Genomic DNA, 15,974 nt, shown 5'->3' on the forward strand with positions numbered 1-15,974 from the left:
GGGTATCGTGAGGGGTGTTGAGCTACCCCAAGGAGAAGTCATGCTGTTGGAACGTCTCTACGATGAGGATCTCGCGCAGGCAAGCTACTTCATTGGCTGCCAAGCCAAGGGCGAGGCCCTTGTCATTGATCCCCGCCGCGATATCGCGGACTACCTCGAGCTCGCTGAAAGCAATGGCATGCGCATCACGCATGTCACCGAAACCCACATCCATGCCGACTATTTGTCCGGCACTCGTGAGCTCGCCGCGGCGACCGGTGCGCAGGTGCTGGTTTCGGGGGAGGGCGGTGAGGACTGGCAGTACGAGTTCGAGGGCACCCGGATTTTCGATGGCGATGAGATTTCCATCGGCAACCTCACGCTCAAGGCTGTCCACACCCCGGGGCACACTCCCGAACACCTATCGTTCCTTCTTACCGACGGCGCGTTCGCTGATGAGCCGGCCTACTTCTTTACGGGTGACTTCGTCTTTGCTGGAGACCTCGGTCGTCCCGATTTGCTGGATGAAGCTGCCGGGGGCATCGACACGAGGTTTGCCGGCGCCCGGCAGGTCTTTGCCTCGCTGCAGCGCTCGTTTGTGACCCTGCCTGACTACGTGCAGGTCTATCCCGCCCACGGGTCAGGCTCCGCTTGCGGCAAGGCGCTCGGCTCCGTGCCCTTCACCACCGTCGGCTACGAAAAGACGTTCGCCTGGTGGGCGCACTACGTGAAGAAGGGCGACGAAGCGGGTTTCGTTGCCGAGCTGCTCGAGGGACAACCCGATGCCCACGCCTATTTTGGCCGGATGAAGCGGCAGAACCGGTCTGGTCCTGCAATCCTCGGACAGCGTGCGCCACTTCGGGAGTTTGGTTCTCGAGAGGCCGCCGACGCGCTGGAGGACGGCAGCCATGTCTTAGTCGACACGCGAAGCGCCGATGCCGTGCATCAGGCAACGGTGAAAGGCTCCCTCAATATCCCGGCCACAAAACCTGCCACCTACGCAGGCTGGGCCTTCGACCCGGAAGCCGATGACGCAGCGCTCATTCTCCTTGCCGCCGACCAGGAGGAGGCCCAGCGGTTGTGGAACCACACGGTGCGAGTCGGAGTGGATAACGTCGCAGGATATGTGACAAGCCTTGCGGGACTGCCACAGGTGACGCCTGAGGTTCTTGACCCCGAGGACCTGGACAGCGCTTCTTATGACCTGCTGTTGGATGTGCGAAATAAAACGGAATACGCCGCAGGGCATATTCCCGGCGCCAAGCAGCTCAGTGCCGCGCGGGTGTTGTGGCAGACGGCGGAACTCTCGCGCACCGGCCGCATTGTGACCTACTGTCAAACCGGCGTGCGTAACGCAGTCGCTGCCGCGGCCCTGCGCCGGGCGGGCTTTGACGTGACTGAGTTGAAGGGCAGCTACCGTGCCTGGGAGGCATTGAAAGACTGAAGGAGGGTGCGGGCGGCGCGCCAACCGCGCTCGACGGCCACCTCGTCGCTCCCGCGCAGCATGAGCGTGAGGGTTCCGCAGTAGGCGACCTCGATGAGCTCGGCGAGATCGGCGGCGTTATCACCCGCGATCGGCTGGGCGAGCTCGCATAGCCGTCCGGTCAAGAGCGCGTCTTCGGCGGCCAGGACCTCATCGAGGTCGGCGCCGGGGTGTGGGTAGGTTGCCGTCGTGGCGCAAAAGGCGCACCAGCGTTCACGCAGGTACTCGCGCTGATACGTCGCGAGCGCGGGAAAGATCGCGAGGAGCTTGTCCTCTGGGGTGGGCGCCGCAATGATCGCTTCGCTCCACGCGCGATCCCAGACCTCCAGCCGCCGCTGCAGTGCCGCGACGATGAGTCCATCCTTGGAACCAAAATGGGCATAAAGGCTCGCGGGTGATGCCGCTGCCTCCTGCAAAATCTCCTCGACCCGGGTAGAGACGGGGCCGTTGATGAACAGAATGGAATCGGCCGCATCCAACAGGCGCGTGCTTACAGGGTCCCGGCTCGTCATACCTCAACCATAAACGCGCCCGGACCTCGCTTAAAGGCCCGGGCGCGTAACGGGTGCGCGGTTACGGTTGCAGCGACACCCGCGTCGCGGAGCCGAAGATTCCGCCCTTCAGATCGATGGCGACAGGCTTGGCGTCGGTCGGGATATCGAAGAGCATGACACCTTCAGCCGTGTTTCCGGGGTTGATCTCGGTGAACAGCAGGTGCGATTCGTCCAGGTAGATGGATGAGGAAGAGGTCGAGTGCTGGCGGTCGGAATCATCGATGAGCTTTTGTTCGCCTTCGACGAAGTACTCCGCCTCGTTGGAGGTGTTCTTCACGCTTGCGAAGACCTTGACGAATTGTCCTTGGGCCTTTTCTTCAAAGCCGGAGGGCCCGACCTTGCTGATGCCCGGCTCGATCTTGGTAATCGTGATCTCGAAGGCGCCGGTCGTGATCGTATCGCCGATTCCGGGTGCGGCCTCGGCTTCGGCGGGCTCGTCGGTCGTTTCCTGCGAGTTATCCGACGAGCCCGCCTCACCACCCGCGCTCGTTTCCGCCGGGGCGGTCGTGCTCGCGGGAGTCGTGGCGGCCTCGTTTGTACCGGTCAGCTGGCTGCCGATGATCGCGAGGACAATGACGGCGAGGATCGCCGTGAGGATCTTGTGCCGCGCGAACCAGTTCTGCTTCTTCGGTTCGGTCGCGGGGGCGGGGGCTTGTGGCGTGCTCATGGAGCGCTCCTTTGGTTTCGCAGGAATTGACGCTTCTCATCATTGGCTGCCGACAACGCTGGGGGATCAGCCGAGTGGACATAACCGGTTGGCCAATCGGCCGATGGGGCTCGCCGCACCTCGCGATACCCTCTCGGTATGTCGATGGTTGCCGAGTTGCCTGCCCGCTCCCGCACGAATGCGGTGATGTGGTCCGTTGCCGTGACCGCGGGCACCGTCGTGACGACCGTTCTTGCGGTGAGCGCGGCGCAGGGCCGGTGGGAAGCAACCGCCTGGCCTGCGAGTATCCAGTGGCTCGCGACGATCAGCTTCGTGTGTGCCTTCGCCCTCGTCTTCGTGCTGCCGGTCATGGTGTGGTGGCGGCACCGCAGCGATCGCGTGGTCTGGCTTATCGGCCTGTTCCAGCTCGTGCTTCCCGTTGGCCCGGTGATGGCTTTTGTGCTGCCCGCATATCTGCGCCGCACGAGCCGCTCCGATGGCCTGAAGGCCGCAGCGCTTCACGTTGTTGGAACGCTTGGCTGGATCGTGCGTGATTCGCTTGGCACCCTGCACGGATCGTCGGTGATCCGGATGCTCGCCACATCATCGCCTGATTTCGCGCCGACGGATCCGGTGCCGTTCTCGCTCGCCTCCGCAGTCCTGATCTTCGCGCTCTTCACGTTCACCCCGATCGCACTCGGACACAACGCCGCGACCACCCGAGAGCTTGCCGCGCGCTCGGGCGAACTGCGCCAAGAGCGGGCTCACGCCGAGCGGGTGGTATCCGAACTTGAGCTGAAGGATGAACGCGAAGCGATCGCCCGCGAGGTTCATGACGCGATCGGTCATCGGCTGTCCATGATCCACCTGTACGCAAGCGGTTTGGAACTGGCAGCTAAGGACGCGGATCCGGAGCTCGCGGACAATGCGACGCTGGTACGGACCGAGACGCAGAAAACGGTCGACGATTTGCGCTCGCTCGTGCGCCTGATGCGACAGCCCGGCTCCTTCGCTGCCAACTCGGCAGCCACCGCGCCTCGCTCCCTTTCAGACATTGCGCACCTGGCCGATGACTTGCTGGCCGCGTCACAGCAGTGCAGTTCCTCGGTCAGCATCTCGGACCCGGACAAGGCAAGCGCCACCCTCGTGCGCGCCGCCTACCGGATCGTGCAAGAACTCCTCACCAACGCCGCACGCCACGCACCCGGCTCCCGAGTCTGGCTGAGCGTCAAGGGCGGGCCGGGCCAGGGCGTGACAATCGACGTCACGAATGATGTCGTCAAGAGCGCCGCGCCCGCAGGTCCCGGCTCGGGCCTGCGCGGGGTGGCCGAACGCGCCGAGCTACTGGGCGGCTGGGCCACCATGGACCGAGGCGACAAGCGCTTTGCGGTGCGGGTATTCCTGCCGTGGCAGGGGTAGCCTATGCGGTATGCGTGCCCCGATCCGAGTCCTCATTGTCGACGACGATCCGGCCGTCTGCAGCGGCCTCGCCTTCATCTTGAAACACGCCGCCCGCGACGAGATCGAGGTCGTTGCCACCGCTCATAACGGGGCCGAGGCAATTACCGCCGTCCAGTCTCACCGCGTCGACGTTGTCCTCATGGATATCCAAATGCCGCAGATGGATGGCATCACCGCAACCACGAACATTCGAGCCCTGCCCGATCCGCCGCAGGTCCTCATTCTCACGACGGTGGAAACCGCTGACGAGCCCGTGCGGGCCGCGGCCGCCGGTGCCATCGGCTTCTTGCTGAAATCCGAGGATCCGGAGCGCTACATCCAGGGCATTCGGGACGTCGCGGCTGGCGAGGGGACCCTGTCCCCGCGCACGTCCCGGCAACTCATGCACTACATCGGTGCGGACGAAACGGGCGCCCGGCGCCAGGCCGCCCAGCGTGCCCTGGCTCAGTTGACCGACCGCGAACTGGACGTCGCCAAACTCGTCGCCGGCGGACTCTCGAACGCCGAGATTGCGGGCGAGCTCTACCTCAGCGCCTCGACGGTCAAGACGCACCTGTCGGCAATCCAGGACAAGCTCCAGGTCGATAACCGCGTCCTCATCGCCGTCGAGGTCACGCGCGCGCTAGGGTAGGCGCTCGCGGACGTAGACCTCTTTGTTCACCCGCGCGATGAGCTCGCCGCTCGCGGAGCGAATGTCGGTGGTAAACCAGCGCAGGTGCTTCGCGCCATCGCGCGTTTCCTCCCGGATCTCGGCCAGGGTCTGCTCGCTGAGGCGAAACTCCGCGTAGACGTTGCCCCTGCCCTTGGCAATGAATTCGATCTGCGCCGACTTATCCCACACCTGGTAGCCGCGCCCAAGGTTGCGAGCCAGCATCATGACCCACCAGGGATCCGTCATCGACAGCAGCGAGGCGCCATACAGCGTCCCGAGGTAGTTCGCGGTGAGCTTGCGCAGCGCGAGCCGCACCCTGACGTGGCGAAAGTCCTCGGAGATATGGCGAATCGAGATCGAGGCGCCCGCAAACGGCGGCCACAGGTTCATCACGCGCCGGGTGATCGAGGGGCGCTTAATCAACTCGTCGAGGTCCTGATAGGTGGGAAAGCGCATTAGACGTATCCCTTGACGAGGTCATCGAGGCCGGTGGGGGAAAGCAGGTAGGGCGGGATTTCCAGCACGGTGCGTGCCCCGGTTTCGCCGGCGGCAGCCAGCCGCGCCGCCGCTCGGCCATAGGCGACCTGGCATGCGGCGGTGAAATCCGGGTTGCGCCCGAGCTCCAGCGAAAACTCGACGGCGCTGTGGGAACCGTTGAGGTCGCCGGAGGTAATGACGTGGCCACCGTGCGGCATTCCGGTGTGGCGCGCGTCGAACTCGGCGTCGTCGATGAAGCTCACGCGCGTGTCGTACCCGACGAAGTAATCGGGCAGCGTCCGAATCTCGCGCTCGATCCGATCTTCTTCACCCGGGTCTGCGACGACGTACACATCGCGAATGTGCGCGTCAGTGGCGCGTAGCTCGGCGGCCTCGCCCCGCTTCGCGGCTTCGATCGCTTCGCCGCTGGGAATCGTGTACTGCACGGCCTTGCGCACCCCGGCGATCCGCCGCACCGCATCCGAGTGCCCCTGCGAGACGCCCGTGCCCCAAAACGTGTGCTGCTGGGGCGCGGGAAATAGCGCCCCGGCGAGGACTCGGTTGAGGGAGAACAGCCCGGGGTCCCAGCCCGTTGCCACGACCGCGAGCCTGCCGCCGCGGCGGGCCGCCGCATCCATCGCAGCGCGGTGGGCGGGAATGAGGTGGTGGTTGTCGTAGGTGTCGACCGTCGTGAAATGCTCGGCGAAGCCGGGCGCCTGCTCGGGGATATCGGTGGCCGAGCCCAGGCACAAGAACAGCACGTCGATCTCATCGGCGTGGGCGGGCGCATCCGCCGCCGGGATCACCCGGCTCGCGGTCTCCAGGGAGTCTCGGCGCGAGAAGATCGCGACGAGTTCCATGTCCCGCTGGGCGCCAACGATGGCTTCCACGCTGCGACCGAGATTGCCGTATCCGGCGATTGCGACGCGGATCGTTTCCTGCTGTGTCATTGCCTGCTCCTCAATCCGTGGGTTCCTTGGGTGTCACCCTACGCGCCAGGGCCGCTGCCGCACAGCACTGTCCGCCGCGGCCCAAGCCTCGGGCGCGGCGGACAGCTCGAGCGGGTTAAGCCTTGGCTACAACCGCAACGAACTCGCGGTTGAAGGCCGGCAGATCGTCGGGCGTGCGGGAGGAGACGAGGCCGCCATCGACGACGACCTCCTCATCGACCCAGGAGGCTCCGGCGTTCTTCAGGTCCGTCTTGAGCGAGGCATAGCTCGTCATCTTCTTGCCGTCGACGGCCTCGGCGTCGGTGAGGATCCATCCGCCATGGCAGATCACGCCGATCGGCTTGGCATCCGAGACGAAGCCGCGCACGAAATCGACCGCAGCTTCATCCATCCGCAGGTGGTCCGCGTTCACGACGCCGCCCGGCAGCATGAGCGCGTCATAATCGGTGGCGTTGGCATCGGAGGTGACGATATCGACGCTCGCTTTGTGCCCCTTCTTGCCCTCGAGTTCGCCCGATTCGGGGGCGATGAGGACGGCCTTTCCGCCGGCCTCAACGACGGCGTCCCACGGGCTCGTCAGTTCGGAGTCTTCGTAGCCGTCGGTCAGGAGGAAGGCGATCGTTTTTCCGGTCAGGTCAGTCATGGCGGCTCCTTATTTCTTGTGCCACTTGTCGTCGTCGCCCTTCGTGTATGTCTGCTTGACGGCAGACCAGGCGACCTTGTGCGCGACTTCTTCGCGGGAGTCATCCCCGTCGCGATCGTCGGGGGAGGAGTATTGATCGAAGGCGCTGTTGTAGGCCTCGCGGTAAATGGTCTGGGCGTGCGCCGGTAGGACGTTCTGCACGCCATCGGGCAGTTCCGTGTTCTTCTCATACGGCATAGCTCCACCGTAGACGGCCACCGCTGGCCTCGCCTGGTGGGAGCCGGCGCTCAAGGCTGGATCCTGTGCGCGGATTCTTGGCCGCAGCTGTCCACCGACTGGACTGGCCAAGATGCGGGAATAATCGCCGTAAACTGGCGGCGTGGGTGAGCGAATGCGGGGAGCCGAGTTGCGGCGCGGGCTACGTGGGGGACTGCCGATTGGGCTCGGCTATTTCGCGGTCTCGCTCGCGATCGGGCTGTATTGGGCGCAAGGCCAGCTGCCGCCGCTATCTTCGGCGATCTTTTCTGCGACGTCGATGTCCTCGACGAGCCAGTTCGCGGGGATCACGATCATCGCGGCCAGGGGTGGCCTCGTTGAGCTTGCCGCGACGACACTCATCGTGAACCTGCGCTATTTGCTCATGAGCGTGTCGCTGGCCCAGCGCCTGCCGGCCAAGGTCTCCACGGGCACGCGGCTCCTCATGGCCGCGGGCGTGACGGACGAGATCTACGCGCTCAATATTTCCCGCACGCCAATCACCGCTGCGTACTTCCTTGGCTCTATGGTGTTGCCGATCCTGGGCTGGACGGGCGGCACGCTCACGGGCGCCTACGTCGGTGAGGTGATTCCTGCCAGCGTGCAAAGCGCCGCGGGCATCTTGCTGTACGCGATGTTCATTGCGATCGTCGTGCCGCCGGCTCGAAAGTCCGGGGACGTCCGCGTCGTCATGGCGATCGCTGCCGCCGCTTCGATTGCGCTCGCCTTCCTCCCCGGTCTGCGTGAGTTGGAGGTCGGCTGGCGCATCATTATCGCGACGTGCGTGGCCGCAGCCATTGGCGCGAGCATCCGGCCTGTATCGGAGGGGCGCGCATGAGCTATCTCGCCCTCGCGATCGCCGTCACCGGGGGAGTGACTTACCTGCTGCGTGCCACCCCGCTTGTGCTCATGCGCAAGCAGATCGATTCGGCGTGGATTCGATCATTCCTGTTTTACGTGCCGTGGGCGGTGCTGACGGCGATGACGATTCCCGCGATTTTCTTCGCGACGCAATCCCCGCTGTCAGCGAGCCTCGGACTCATCGTCGCGGTGAGTCTCGCGCTCGCTCGACGCTCCCTGATCACCGTGGCGCTCGGCGCTGCCGCCGCCGTGTGGCTGGTGGAGTTGGTTATCGGCTGACGGGGGTTCTTTGCGGCCGAACGGCATAACGTGCATGACGGCCACGAGGATCGCGCCCCAGATCGCTCCGAGGAGCAGGGAGAAGATTGTGTTGACGACCCACGCGAGGAAGCCGCCGACGCCCGCGATCCCGGAGACGTAGCCCTCCATGTGGTGGACGAAGCCGTGCGGGGGCGTGAAGCCTAGATCGTTCAGTCCGACCAAGATGATGTGGCCGCCCACCCAGATCATGGCGAACGTGCCGATAATGCCGATCGTCGTGAGTAGCTTCGGCATAGCGGCGACGAGGAAGTGGCCAAACTTCTGGGTGCGAGGCGACTCGCGCTTCGTCAGCGCCAGGCCGATATCGTCCATTTTCACGATGAGGGCGACGACGCCGTAGACGAGGAAAGTAATGAAGATGGCGACGGCGATGAGGATGAAGGTGCGGGCCACGAAGCGTTCGTTTGCCACCTCGTTCAGCGCGATGACCATGATCTCGGCGGACAGGATCAAATCCGTCAGGACCGCCGATTTCACCATCTGGTCCTCGGCCTCGGGCCCGCGCGCGATCACCGGAGTGGCGTGATCGTCGCCGTGCCCCGAAATCTTCTCCCAGACCTTTTCCATCCCCTCAAAGCACAGGTAGGAGCCGCCGAGCATGAGGATCGGGGTCAGGGCCCATGGCGCAAACTGCGAGAGCAGGAGGGCGATGGGCAGGATGATGAGGAGCTTATTGCGCAGCGAGCCGATCGTGATGCGCTTGATGATCGGCAGCTCTCGCTCGGGTTTGATGCCCTCGAGGTATTGCGGGGTGACCGCCGTATCGTCGACGACGACGCCCGCAGCTTTGGCGCTTGCACGGCCCGCGGCGGCCGCAACGTCGTCGATGCTCGCGGCCGCGGCACGCGCGAGGGTGGCAATGTCATCTAGAAGCGCAACGAGTCCGCCGCTCATGGGATACCCCTTATCGGTCCTCAGGAAGGCGACGAAAATGCCGCTTAGGGACACTGTATGCGGTGAGCGTTCACTGCGCCCACCTACCGCCGCGGTGCGGTGACTGTTACCGTGGCCACATGGCTACAACTGCTTTCAAAGGTGACCCCGTCCAGACCTCTGGCGAGCTTCCCGCCGTCGGCTCTCCTGCCCCCGCTTTCGAGGTCGTCGGCACCGACCTCCAATCGATTACGCTCTCAGACTTCGCCGGCAAGCGCGTCGTGCTCAACATCTTCCCGTCGGTCGATACCGGGGTGTGCGCTGCCTCGGTCCGCACGTTTAACGAGCGCGCGGCCGGCCTCGATAACGCGGTCGTGCTGTGCGTTTCGGCGGACCTGCCGTTCGCGCTCGGGCGCTTCTGTGGCGCCGAAGGGATCGACAACGTCGTGACGGGCTCGACCTTCCGCTCCTCCTTTGCTAAGGACTATGGCGTCGAGCAGGTCGATGGCCCGCTCGCCGGGCTGTGTGCCCGCGCCGTCGTCGTGGTCGATGAGGACGGGATCGTGCGCTACACCAATCTCAGCGAAGAAATCGGTGAAGAACCCGATTATGACGCGGCACTTGCGGCGCTGAACTAACTCACGCGAAGACTCCCGGGATGGGAGTCGAGCACGCGGCGCACGAACCGCTGCCGTCGGGGGCGATCGACAGGTCGATCCTGCCCAGACGGTAGCGGTTTCGTTCGATCACGAGGTGATCGCAGGCCGGGCAGAACGTGGACTGGCCGCGCGGGTCATAGACGTTACCGGTGTAGACGAAACGCTCGCCGCCATCCATCGCGATCTGGCGTGCGCGGGACAATGTCGCCGGTGACGTGGGCGGAACGTCTCGCATCCGGTGGTCGGGGTGGAAGGCCGAAAAGTGGTGCGGGATGTCTGGCCCAAGGTGCTCCACGATCCAGCGCGACATGGTGGCGAACTCCGTATCAGAATCATTGTGGCCTTCGATGACGAGGGTCGTGATCTCCAGGTGGCATGAGGTCGCTGCCACGTGCTCGAGCGTCTCCAAAACGGTGGCGAGGCGGCCACCGGTGATCTTGCGGTAGAAGTCGTCGGTGAAGCCCTTGAGGTCAATGTTGGTGGCATCCATCGCGGCGAAGAACTCCTCGCGCGGTGGGTCACAGACGTAGCCGGCGGTCACGGCGACGGGACGGATTCCGCGTTCGCGGCAGGCGGCTGCCGTGTCGATCGCGTATTCGGCGAAGATGACGGGATCGTTGTAGGTAAACGCGACAGCGGTGCAGCCGTGCGCGAGCGCAGCCTCGGCGATGTCGCTCGGGCTTGCCACGGAGGCGAGGGAATCAAAGTGCCGTGAGGTCGAGATCGTCCAGTTTTGGCAGAACTTGCAGCCAAGGTTGCACCCGGCGGTCCCGAAGGACAGGATTCGGCTGCCCGGCAGGAAGTGGTTGAGCGGCTTTTTCTCGATGGGGTCGATCGCAAAGCCGGAGGAGCGGCCGTAGGTATCTAGGACCAGCTGGCCGCTGACGTTCATTCGGACGAAGCAGTACCCGCGCTGGCCTTCCCGCAATGTGCAATACCGTGGGCAAACCTCGCATCGGACGCGCCCATCATCCGATCTCGACCACCATCTCGCCGACGCACTCATCGCTCACTGGCTTTCAGCTCATGGGAGGTCACCGTATACGTTGAGACCTCGATGTCGTCGTGCCACGACTCGGGATCCAAACCGGCTTTGGCCAAAAGGTGGCGCAGGAAAACTTCGGGTTGCGGCAGTTGGTGCCACACCTGGGGAAGGAACGTCGCGCGATGCGGCCCGTAGGAGAGTATGACGCCGTCAACACCCGGGCGCAGCGCTGCGCACGCTTCGGTCGCACTTTCAAACGTGCAAGGCGGGCTCGGTGGCGACAGGACCGAGACATCAATATCGAGCGTGGCGAGCTCATCCTTGGACAGCGGGGGAAAGCGCGGATCAGAAAATGCGGCCGCCACGGCATGGGCGGCGATGTCCTCGGAAAGCTCTCGTACCGCCACGAGGCCGCCCATGCACCCGCGCAATCGACCCAAGGCGCTGAGCGTCACGAAACTCGTCCCGAGTCCCTCCGGAATGCTTCCTACCACGTCGATCTCGGGCGCAGATAGCTGGCGTGCAATGGCGTTATACGCCAGCGCCGGAAGGGCGGAGTCTGCCGGCGAGGACGAGAACGCCATCGCGACATAACCGACGGCGCGGGAGGAGTCACCGGATGTATCGGCCGAAGTACCGGCGGCGAGCACACTGCCGCGAAGTCCGACTCGCCGGCCATAGGCCAACAGTCCGCTCACCGGGTAACAACCACACGCCTGAAACCCAGTGATGGTGCCGGACATCTCGAGGATCTGACCGATCGTCGCCGCATCAACCTGGTGTGTGTCGGCTTCGGGAAGGTAATGTGACAGGTCCGTTGAGATGATGATCGCCGTGTCGTCCTCGGCGAGGATCTCCTCGATGACATCGGCGACAAACGTGGGATCGGTCCGTCCCACCGCGATCGGTAACACCCGCGTATCGGTGCCAAAGCGACGCTGAATAAAGGGCAGATGGACCTCGATCGAATGCTCCTGGGCGTGGACGACAGGCGCCTCGATGACATCGGTCATTGCTGCGATCCGCTGCGTCAACTCGGTATCGGTAGGCAGCTCACCTAGCGGCGTTCGCTGCGCGCTCGCCCCGGTGAGCGTCATCGCGTCGATCCCCACTCGATGACATGGACCAAGCACCGCGATCCGGGAGGTGGCAGGGTCAAGCTGGCGATAAGCGAAGGCGGCAATCTCGCCGGAATACATGTGGCCGGCGTGCGGCGCGATCACCACGCGCGAGTAGGCATCGGGCTCGGGGGCAGCCGCGAGCATTCGATCAACCGAGTCGGCGAGCTCGCGAGCGTCAGCTGGATAAAACAACCCCGCGACCGCGGGTGGGCGTACGTGCGACATTGCGGATCCCTCCACATCCCACGCTACCCTCGCCGTCAAGCAAGCGGCAGCCTCGCGATCGTCTCGTATCGCGGCCGACCAGCCGGGCCCTCACCAAGGTAGGAAGCAATGAGCTCGACTTCGCTGACCTCCCATGGATCCGTCGCGAACGTGTCAAGGATCCGGAGCCAGCGGGTGGCTTCGATCGGGTTTTTAAGTCGGGCGACACTGAGATGCGGCACGAATTTCTTGCCATCGGGGCTCGCCCCGCTGCGATTCGCGGCGTTACGGGCGGTGACTGACAACGCTCCCAGATATCCCGTCAGCTCCGCGATCCGTAGCCATAACACCTTGGCCCGGGAAGGATTCGGAAAACACCCCGCACCATGGATGGCGATCATCGGCGCCTCGTGCCGCGCAAAGCCGTCCCGCAGGCGCTCGACGAGCTCATCGGTGCGGGCGTGCGGCACCGAATTCATGAACGCCAACGTGATGTGCCACTGCTCTTCGTTGATCCAGGGCATATCGGGCCGGGCGGCCAAGAACTCAGAAATCTCGGAAACGATCGAGTGGGGCGGCCTAATACCAACAAACATGCGTTGACCCATGGTGAAAGCCTAGGGGGCCGGGCGGTGGTGGGCCAGGAGATAAACCTAAGCTGGGAGGGTGCAGCGACTAACCCGCGACCAATGGCTCAGCCACCAACAGGCGCACCACCGCGTTATCGACGAGCTGACATCGGAGCATCTGCACCGGCGCTCGCGCGGCGAGAAACACCCGGTGATGGATTTCTTGTTTGAGTACTACGGGTTTACGCCGGGCAAAATGCGCCGCTGGCATCCAGGTGCCGGTGTCCTCCTACAAGGGTGCAACGAGCGCGAGAACTGGCCGCTGTACCAAACCAGCCAGGAGGGCGCCCAGCTGGATCTTGCCGCGTATCGGTCGAAGCGCAAGGGAGCTCTCGCCTTCATCGGCCAGCTCCTTGCCAATATCGATTCCCGTCCCGCGCAGTTTTCCTGTTTCGGTCTGCACGAGTGGGCGATGGTCTACCGCCAGGGCGAACACCGCCACCCGCTCCCGCTTCGCTTAGGCCAAGCCGGCACCGACGCTGTCGTTGATGCCCACGAGCTGCGGTGTACCCACGCCGATGCCTACCGCTTTTTTACCGCGGCTGCGGCACCAAAGAACCTTGGCCGGCCCACGTATCACGACCAGCTCGAAACCGAACAGCCGGGCTGCATCCACGCCGGTTCCATGGACCTGTATCGCTGGGCCTTCAAACTCTCGCCGGGCATCTCATCAGACCTGCTCGTTGAGTGCTTCCAGCACGCCATCAAAGCACGAGAGTTAGACATGGCCTCCTCCCCGTACGACACGACGTCGCTCGGCCTACCGAACATCGCGATCGAGACCCCCGAGGGCAAAGCCGAGCACGTCTCCCGGCAGCGGGCGCTTGCGGATCGAGCACGCGAGCTCCGAACGAAACTGCGCCTTGAGATTGGGGTCCTTTCCGGCAGTGGAGAACATTTGTCGGAAATCTGCTAGTGGCGGGAAATTTCGTAGCAAAACGTATACTTTGTGCTAATCAGGAGATGTGAGTCACAAGAATCGCTAGATTGTGTGACGAGCGTGCCATTAGTGTGAGCGAAATCCGCGCCCCCACCCGGGAGTGCCACATGCGGTACCCATGTCGGAAGGACCTTCATGAAGAAGAAAACCTCCGTAGCGGTGCTGTCCGCATCGCTCGCACTCACCCTTTCCCCGAGCCTGGCAAGTGCCGGATCCGATATCGCTCGCGACACCGTGCAGCGCACCTTGGCCGACAACACTCGCCACGATTCCTTCATCATCAAATACAAGGATGGCTCCCGCCAGGCGAACTCTCCCGTCCGGCAGCAGACGGCCAGGCAGTCGTCGTGCTGGACAAGGCGCTCGATGACTCCAAGACCAAGGACTTCGTGGCCGAGCTCGAATCGGATCCCGCGATCGAATACGTCGAGCCGGACCTCATGATGCGCGCGACGGCGACCCCGCCGAACGATACCCGCTGGGACAAGATGTGGGATCTGAAAGCCGAAGGCGCGGGGCTCGATCTCCTGCGCGCCTGGGACGTGACGAGGGGGCGGGGCGCTCGCGTCGCGGTCCTCGATACCGGCATCACCCGACACCCGGATTTGGACGCCAACGTCATCTCCGGCTTCGACTCCGTCTCCGATGCGGGCGCCACGATCGTCTCGTCTCACCCACGCGCCAATGGCGCCATCCTCCTCTTGACGAACAAAGCGATGCTCCAAGCCGAAGCGGATCGGCTCGCCGAGGAGCTCCAAGGCGTGAGGGACGTCGAGTACGTCGAAGTCGAAGGAATTGCGCAGCCGAACTAGCGCAGGCTGGGCCCCACCTCGACGGGGAGACGCTCATCAGCCGCCCAGGCCGAAAACGAGCCGGGATAGAGCTTCGGCGTTCCCAGCCCTAGGTGTTGCATCACCAAAATGTTGTGGCAGCCGGTCACTCCCGAGCCGCAGTAGGACACGACCGGGGCGGGAGACTCAGCCGTAATGCCGGCCCGCGCGAACGTTGCTCTCAGTTCGTCATCGTCCTTCAAATGGCCCGATTCGCTCACGTGGTCGCGGCACGGCACCGAGGCAGCGCTAGGAATGTGGCCGGCCCGCGCATCGACATCGTCATCGCCCTCGAACCGGCTTGTGGGCCGAGCATCGATCAGAATCGTGGCATCGTCTTTGGCAGCCGCGAGCACCTGCTGAGTGCTGACGATCGCGTCGCCCGGCCACGGTCGCGGCGCGAAATAGGCGGGCCCATGCGTGGGCCATCCGGTTTCAAGTTCGACATCGACGTCGGCCAGGCCACCATCGAGCACCGCGGCTTCGAAGCCGAGGGTGCGCAGCATCCATACGAGTCGCGCCGCAAAGATGCCGCCCTCGGAATCATAGGCGATGACGGGTTTCGAGCCGTCGATCCCCACCTTGGACAGGGCCCGCGCAAAATGCTCGGGGGTGGGCAGGGGATGCCGGCCATCGGTCGGCGCGCCATGCCCGGCCAGGTCCTTATCCAGATCCAAGAAGACTGCGCCCGGGATGTGCCCGGAGGCATACCCTTCATAGCCCTTCCTATCGAGATGCCAACGCACATCGGCGAACGTTAGCGAATCGACATTGTCGCGACACCAGGCCCAGGTAACGAACGGGTCAACCATGGGTTAACTCTACCGCCGTGAGCGCGGCGGCGGGGCAACGCCCAACCTGCGACATTCGGTGTCGGCAAGAACAGCGAGGGTGTGCGGATCGCGGGAGCGGTAGCCCTCCGCGGCATTGGGAATCGCCGCGATGACGCGTAGCGGCGCATTGGCGAGCGCGCGAAATGCGAGCAGCTCCGTGCCATAGGGCTCGGCGGCGAGCTGAGCTACTCGCATGGTGCGCATGAGGAACCGGATGCGCAGCGGTAGCCAGAACGCGAGCACCATACCCACCGGGATGAGGAAGGCCGCCCACCCAAGGACGACGGCGGCGTGTTCGATGGCCGCGACCTGCTCGTCGGTTGCGTCAATCACCCCACTCATGTCCGTCGCGATGGCATCAAAGGGGGAGCGGATGGAGCCGCCGACATAGGGGATCTCGCCGACGGAGTCCGCCGCGGATCCAACGTTGGCGCGAAGATTGCCCATCGTTGACCCGACCTGCCGGGAGGGGGCAGCGATGTGGTTGACCGTCGTGGTGACATACGTCGAGAGGTGCCACCACACGATGATCCAGATCGCGACGGACAGGTCCGCCACGAGTTGGAAGGCGAGACGAAGTGAAGGACGCGCATAAACCCGCATGGCCTTACGATATGG

Annotated in this window: 20 protein-coding genes; 8 read left to right on the plus strand and 12 right to left on the minus strand. The window is 64.2% G+C overall.

Annotated features, from left to right (window positions below; translation table 11 throughout):
• The first annotated feature begins 40 nt into the window (after positions 1 to 40).
• Entirely contained in the window at positions 41 to 1,423 is a 1,383-nt protein-coding gene (locus BLU67_RS00160) for an MBL fold metallo-hydrolase (protein ID WP_092560789.1), read from the plus strand.
• Here the strand turns inward: BLU67_RS00160 and BLU67_RS00165 are convergent.
• Positions 1,393 to 1,974, minus strand: coding sequence for a TetR/AcrR family transcriptional regulator (locus BLU67_RS00165; protein ID WP_092560791.1), 582 nt, complete (start codon positions 1,972 to 1,974; stop codon positions 1,393 to 1,395). The two genes, BLU67_RS00160 and BLU67_RS00165, sit on opposite strands and share 31 nt — an antisense overlap.
• Before the next feature lie 61 nt (positions 1,975 to 2,035).
• Positions 2,036 to 2,683 carry a DUF4352 domain-containing protein gene (locus tag BLU67_RS00170; protein ID WP_092560793.1) on the minus strand — a complete coding sequence of 216 codons (648 nt, stop codon included), beginning with the start codon at positions 2,681 to 2,683 and terminating at the stop codon, positions 2,036 to 2,038.
• Positions 2,684 to 2,821: 138 nt separating this feature from the next.
• Between BLU67_RS00170 and BLU67_RS00175 the strand changes: the two genes are divergently transcribed.
• Positions 2,822 to 4,081, plus strand: a complete 1,260-nt coding sequence (locus tag BLU67_RS00175; RefSeq protein WP_092560795.1) for a sensor histidine kinase — start codon at positions 2,822 to 2,824, stop codon at positions 4,079 to 4,081.
• Between the two features lie 10 nt (positions 4,082 to 4,091).
• Positions 4,092 to 4,754, plus strand: coding sequence for a response regulator (locus BLU67_RS00180; protein WP_092560797.1), 663 nt, complete (start codon positions 4,092 to 4,094; stop codon positions 4,752 to 4,754).
• Here BLU67_RS00180 and BLU67_RS00185 read toward each other — a convergent pair.
• The 4 genes from BLU67_RS00185 to chaB all read right to left on the minus strand — a co-directional run bounded on the left by BLU67_RS00185 (position 4,746) and on the right by chaB (position 7,082).
• Positions 4,746 to 5,231, minus strand: a complete 486-nt coding sequence (locus BLU67_RS00185) for a DUF4442 domain-containing protein (protein ID WP_222842302.1) — start codon at positions 5,229 to 5,231, stop codon at positions 4,746 to 4,748. The two genes, BLU67_RS00180 and BLU67_RS00185, sit on opposite strands and share 9 nt — an antisense overlap.
• Positions 5,231 to 6,202: a diaminopimelate dehydrogenase gene (locus BLU67_RS00190; RefSeq protein ID WP_092560799.1), complete on the minus strand. Its 972-nt coding sequence runs from the start codon at positions 6,200 to 6,202 to the stop codon at positions 5,231 to 5,233. The genes BLU67_RS00185 and BLU67_RS00190 overlap by 1 nt, the downstream gene beginning before the upstream one ends.
• 115 nt (positions 6,203 to 6,317) lie before the next feature.
• Positions 6,318 to 6,845: a type 1 glutamine amidotransferase domain-containing protein gene (locus BLU67_RS00195; protein WP_092560801.1), complete on the minus strand. Its 528-nt coding sequence runs from the start codon at positions 6,843 to 6,845 to the stop codon at positions 6,318 to 6,320.
• Positions 6,846 to 6,854: 9 nt separating this feature from the next.
• Positions 6,855 to 7,082, minus strand: coding sequence for a putative cation transport regulator ChaB (gene chaB, locus BLU67_RS00200; RefSeq protein ID WP_092560803.1), 228 nt, complete (start codon positions 7,080 to 7,082; stop codon positions 6,855 to 6,857).
• A gap of 142 nt (positions 7,083 to 7,224) precedes the next feature.
• On the opposite strand from chaB, the gene BLU67_RS00205 reads away from it, so the two are divergent.
• Both BLU67_RS00205 and BLU67_RS00210 read left to right on the plus strand, forming a co-directional pair.
• Entirely contained in the window at positions 7,225 to 7,938 is a 714-nt protein-coding gene (locus BLU67_RS00205) for an AzlC family ABC transporter permease (protein ID WP_261976977.1), read from the plus strand.
• Positions 7,935 to 8,240 (plus strand): AzlD domain-containing protein, encoded by a 306-nt coding sequence (locus BLU67_RS00210; protein ID WP_143027280.1) that lies wholly within the window; start codon positions 7,935 to 7,937, stop codon positions 8,238 to 8,240. The genes BLU67_RS00205 and BLU67_RS00210 overlap by 4 nt, the downstream gene beginning before the upstream one ends.
• On the opposite strand, the gene BLU67_RS00215 is transcribed toward BLU67_RS00210, so the two are convergent.
• Positions 8,124 to 9,176: a DUF808 domain-containing protein gene (locus tag BLU67_RS00215; RefSeq protein ID WP_092560807.1), complete on the minus strand. Its 1,053-nt coding sequence runs from the start codon at positions 9,174 to 9,176 to the stop codon at positions 8,124 to 8,126. The two genes, BLU67_RS00210 and BLU67_RS00215, sit on opposite strands and share 117 nt — an antisense overlap.
• Positions 9,177 to 9,295: 119 nt before the next feature.
• Here BLU67_RS00215 and tpx point away from each other — a divergent pair, with 119 nt between their 5' ends.
• Positions 9,296 to 9,793, plus strand: coding sequence for a thiol peroxidase (gene tpx / locus BLU67_RS00220; protein WP_092560809.1), 498 nt, complete (start codon positions 9,296 to 9,298; stop codon positions 9,791 to 9,793).
• 1 nt (position 9,794) lies between these two features.
• Here the strand turns inward: tpx and amrS are convergent, their stop codons facing one another.
• From amrS to thpR, 3 genes are read right to left on the minus strand one after another with little or no spacing between them, the layout of a single operon-like run.
• Positions 9,795 to 10,820 carry an AmmeMemoRadiSam system radical SAM enzyme gene (gene amrS, locus BLU67_RS00225; RefSeq protein WP_092560811.1) on the minus strand — a complete coding sequence of 342 codons (1,026 nt, stop codon included), beginning with the start codon at positions 10,818 to 10,820 and terminating at the stop codon, positions 9,795 to 9,797.
• Positions 10,817 to 12,145, minus strand: a complete 1,329-nt coding sequence (gene amrB, locus BLU67_RS00230) for an AmmeMemoRadiSam system protein B (protein WP_092560813.1) — start codon at positions 12,143 to 12,145, stop codon at positions 10,817 to 10,819. The genes amrS and amrB overlap by 4 nt, the downstream gene beginning before the upstream one ends.
• Before the next feature lie 35 nt (positions 12,146 to 12,180).
• Positions 12,181 to 12,732: an RNA 2',3'-cyclic phosphodiesterase gene (gene thpR, locus BLU67_RS00235; protein ID WP_092560815.1), complete on the minus strand. Its 552-nt coding sequence runs from the start codon at positions 12,730 to 12,732 to the stop codon at positions 12,181 to 12,183.
• A 58-nt stretch (positions 12,733 to 12,790) separates the two neighbouring features.
• Here thpR and BLU67_RS00240 point away from each other — a divergent pair, with 58 nt between their 5' ends.
• A complete protein-coding gene (locus BLU67_RS00240) occupies positions 12,791 to 13,669 on the plus strand; it encodes a hypothetical protein (protein ID WP_092560817.1) in 879 nt (292 codons plus the stop codon).
• A gap of 371 nt (positions 13,670 to 14,040) precedes the next feature.
• On the plus strand, positions 14,041 to 14,505 hold the full coding sequence (locus BLU67_RS00245) for a S8/S53 family peptidase (RefSeq protein ID WP_092560819.1): 465 nt from the start codon (positions 14,041 to 14,043) through the stop codon (positions 14,503 to 14,505).
• On the opposite strand, the gene BLU67_RS00250 is transcribed toward BLU67_RS00245, so the two are convergent.
• Together BLU67_RS00250 and BLU67_RS00255 are read right to left on the minus strand one after the other, a co-directional pair.
• Positions 14,502 to 15,335, minus strand: a complete 834-nt coding sequence (locus BLU67_RS00250) for a sulfurtransferase (RefSeq protein ID WP_092560821.1) — start codon at positions 15,333 to 15,335, stop codon at positions 14,502 to 14,504. The two genes, BLU67_RS00245 and BLU67_RS00250, sit on opposite strands and share 4 nt — an antisense overlap.
• Positions 15,336 to 15,344: 9 nt before the next feature.
• Positions 15,345 to 15,959: a hypothetical protein gene (locus BLU67_RS00255; RefSeq protein WP_143027281.1), complete on the minus strand. Its 615-nt coding sequence runs from the start codon at positions 15,957 to 15,959 to the stop codon at positions 15,345 to 15,347.
• Positions 15,960 to 15,974: the final 15 nt, after the last annotated feature.

Source organism: Bowdeniella nasicola, assembly GCF_900107735.1.
Classification (GTDB): Bacteria; Actinomycetota; Actinomycetes; order Actinomycetales; family Actinomycetaceae; genus Bowdeniella; species Bowdeniella massiliensis.

Excerpts from the sequence above, each read along its gene's own strand:
- chaB (WP_092560803.1), bottom strand. The coding sequence starts at position 7,082 with ATGCCGTATGAGAAGAACACGGAACTGCCCGATGGCGTGCAGAACGTC.
- tpx (WP_092560809.1), top strand. The coding sequence starts at position 9,296 with ATGGCTACAACTGCTTTCAAAGGTGACCCCGTCCAGACCTCTGGCGAG.
- BLU67_RS00180 (WP_092560797.1), top strand. The coding sequence starts at position 4,092 with ATGCGTGCCCCGATCCGAGTCCTCATTGTCGACGACGATCCGGCCGTC.
- BLU67_RS00175 (WP_092560795.1), top strand. The coding sequence starts at position 2,822 with ATGTCGATGGTTGCCGAGTTGCCTGCCCGCTCCCGCACGAATGCGGTG.
- BLU67_RS00210 (WP_143027280.1), top strand. The coding sequence starts at position 7,935 with ATGAGCTATCTCGCCCTCGCGATCGCCGTCACCGGGGGAGTGACTTAC.
- BLU67_RS00195 (WP_092560801.1), bottom strand. The coding sequence starts at position 6,845 with ATGACTGACCTGACCGGAAAAACGATCGCCTTCCTCCTGACCGACGGC.
- BLU67_RS00255 (WP_143027281.1), bottom strand. The coding sequence starts at position 15,959 with ATGCGGGTTTATGCGCGTCCTTCACTTCGTCTCGCCTTCCAACTCGTG.
- BLU67_RS00185 (WP_222842302.1), bottom strand. The coding sequence starts at position 5,231 with ATGCGCTTTCCCACCTATCAGGACCTCGACGAGTTGATTAAGCGCCCC.
- BLU67_RS00250 (WP_092560821.1), bottom strand. The coding sequence starts at position 15,335 with ATGGTTGACCCGTTCGTTACCTGGGCCTGGTGTCGCGACAATGTCGAT.
- BLU67_RS00165 (WP_092560791.1), bottom strand. The coding sequence starts at position 1,974 with ATGACGAGCCGGGACCCTGTAAGCACGCGCCTGTTGGATGCGGCCGAT.
- thpR (WP_092560815.1), bottom strand. The coding sequence starts at position 12,732 with ATGGGTCAACGCATGTTTGTTGGTATTAGGCCGCCCCACTCGATCGTT.
- BLU67_RS00160 (WP_092560789.1), top strand. The coding sequence starts at position 41 with ATGCTGTTGGAACGTCTCTACGATGAGGATCTCGCGCAGGCAAGCTAC.
- BLU67_RS00190 (WP_092560799.1), bottom strand. The coding sequence starts at position 6,202 with ATGACACAGCAGGAAACGATCCGCGTCGCAATCGCCGGATACGGCAAT.
- BLU67_RS00215 (WP_092560807.1), bottom strand. The coding sequence starts at position 9,176 with ATGAGCGGCGGACTCGTTGCGCTTCTAGATGACATTGCCACCCTCGCG.
- BLU67_RS00170 (WP_092560793.1), bottom strand. The coding sequence starts at position 2,683 with ATGAGCACGCCACAAGCCCCCGCCCCCGCGACCGAACCGAAGAAGCAG.
- amrB (WP_092560813.1), bottom strand. The coding sequence starts at position 12,145 with ATGTCGCACGTACGCCCACCCGCGGTCGCGGGGTTGTTTTATCCAGCT.
- amrS (WP_092560811.1), bottom strand. The coding sequence starts at position 10,820 with ATGAGTGCGTCGGCGAGATGGTGGTCGAGATCGGATGATGGGCGCGTC.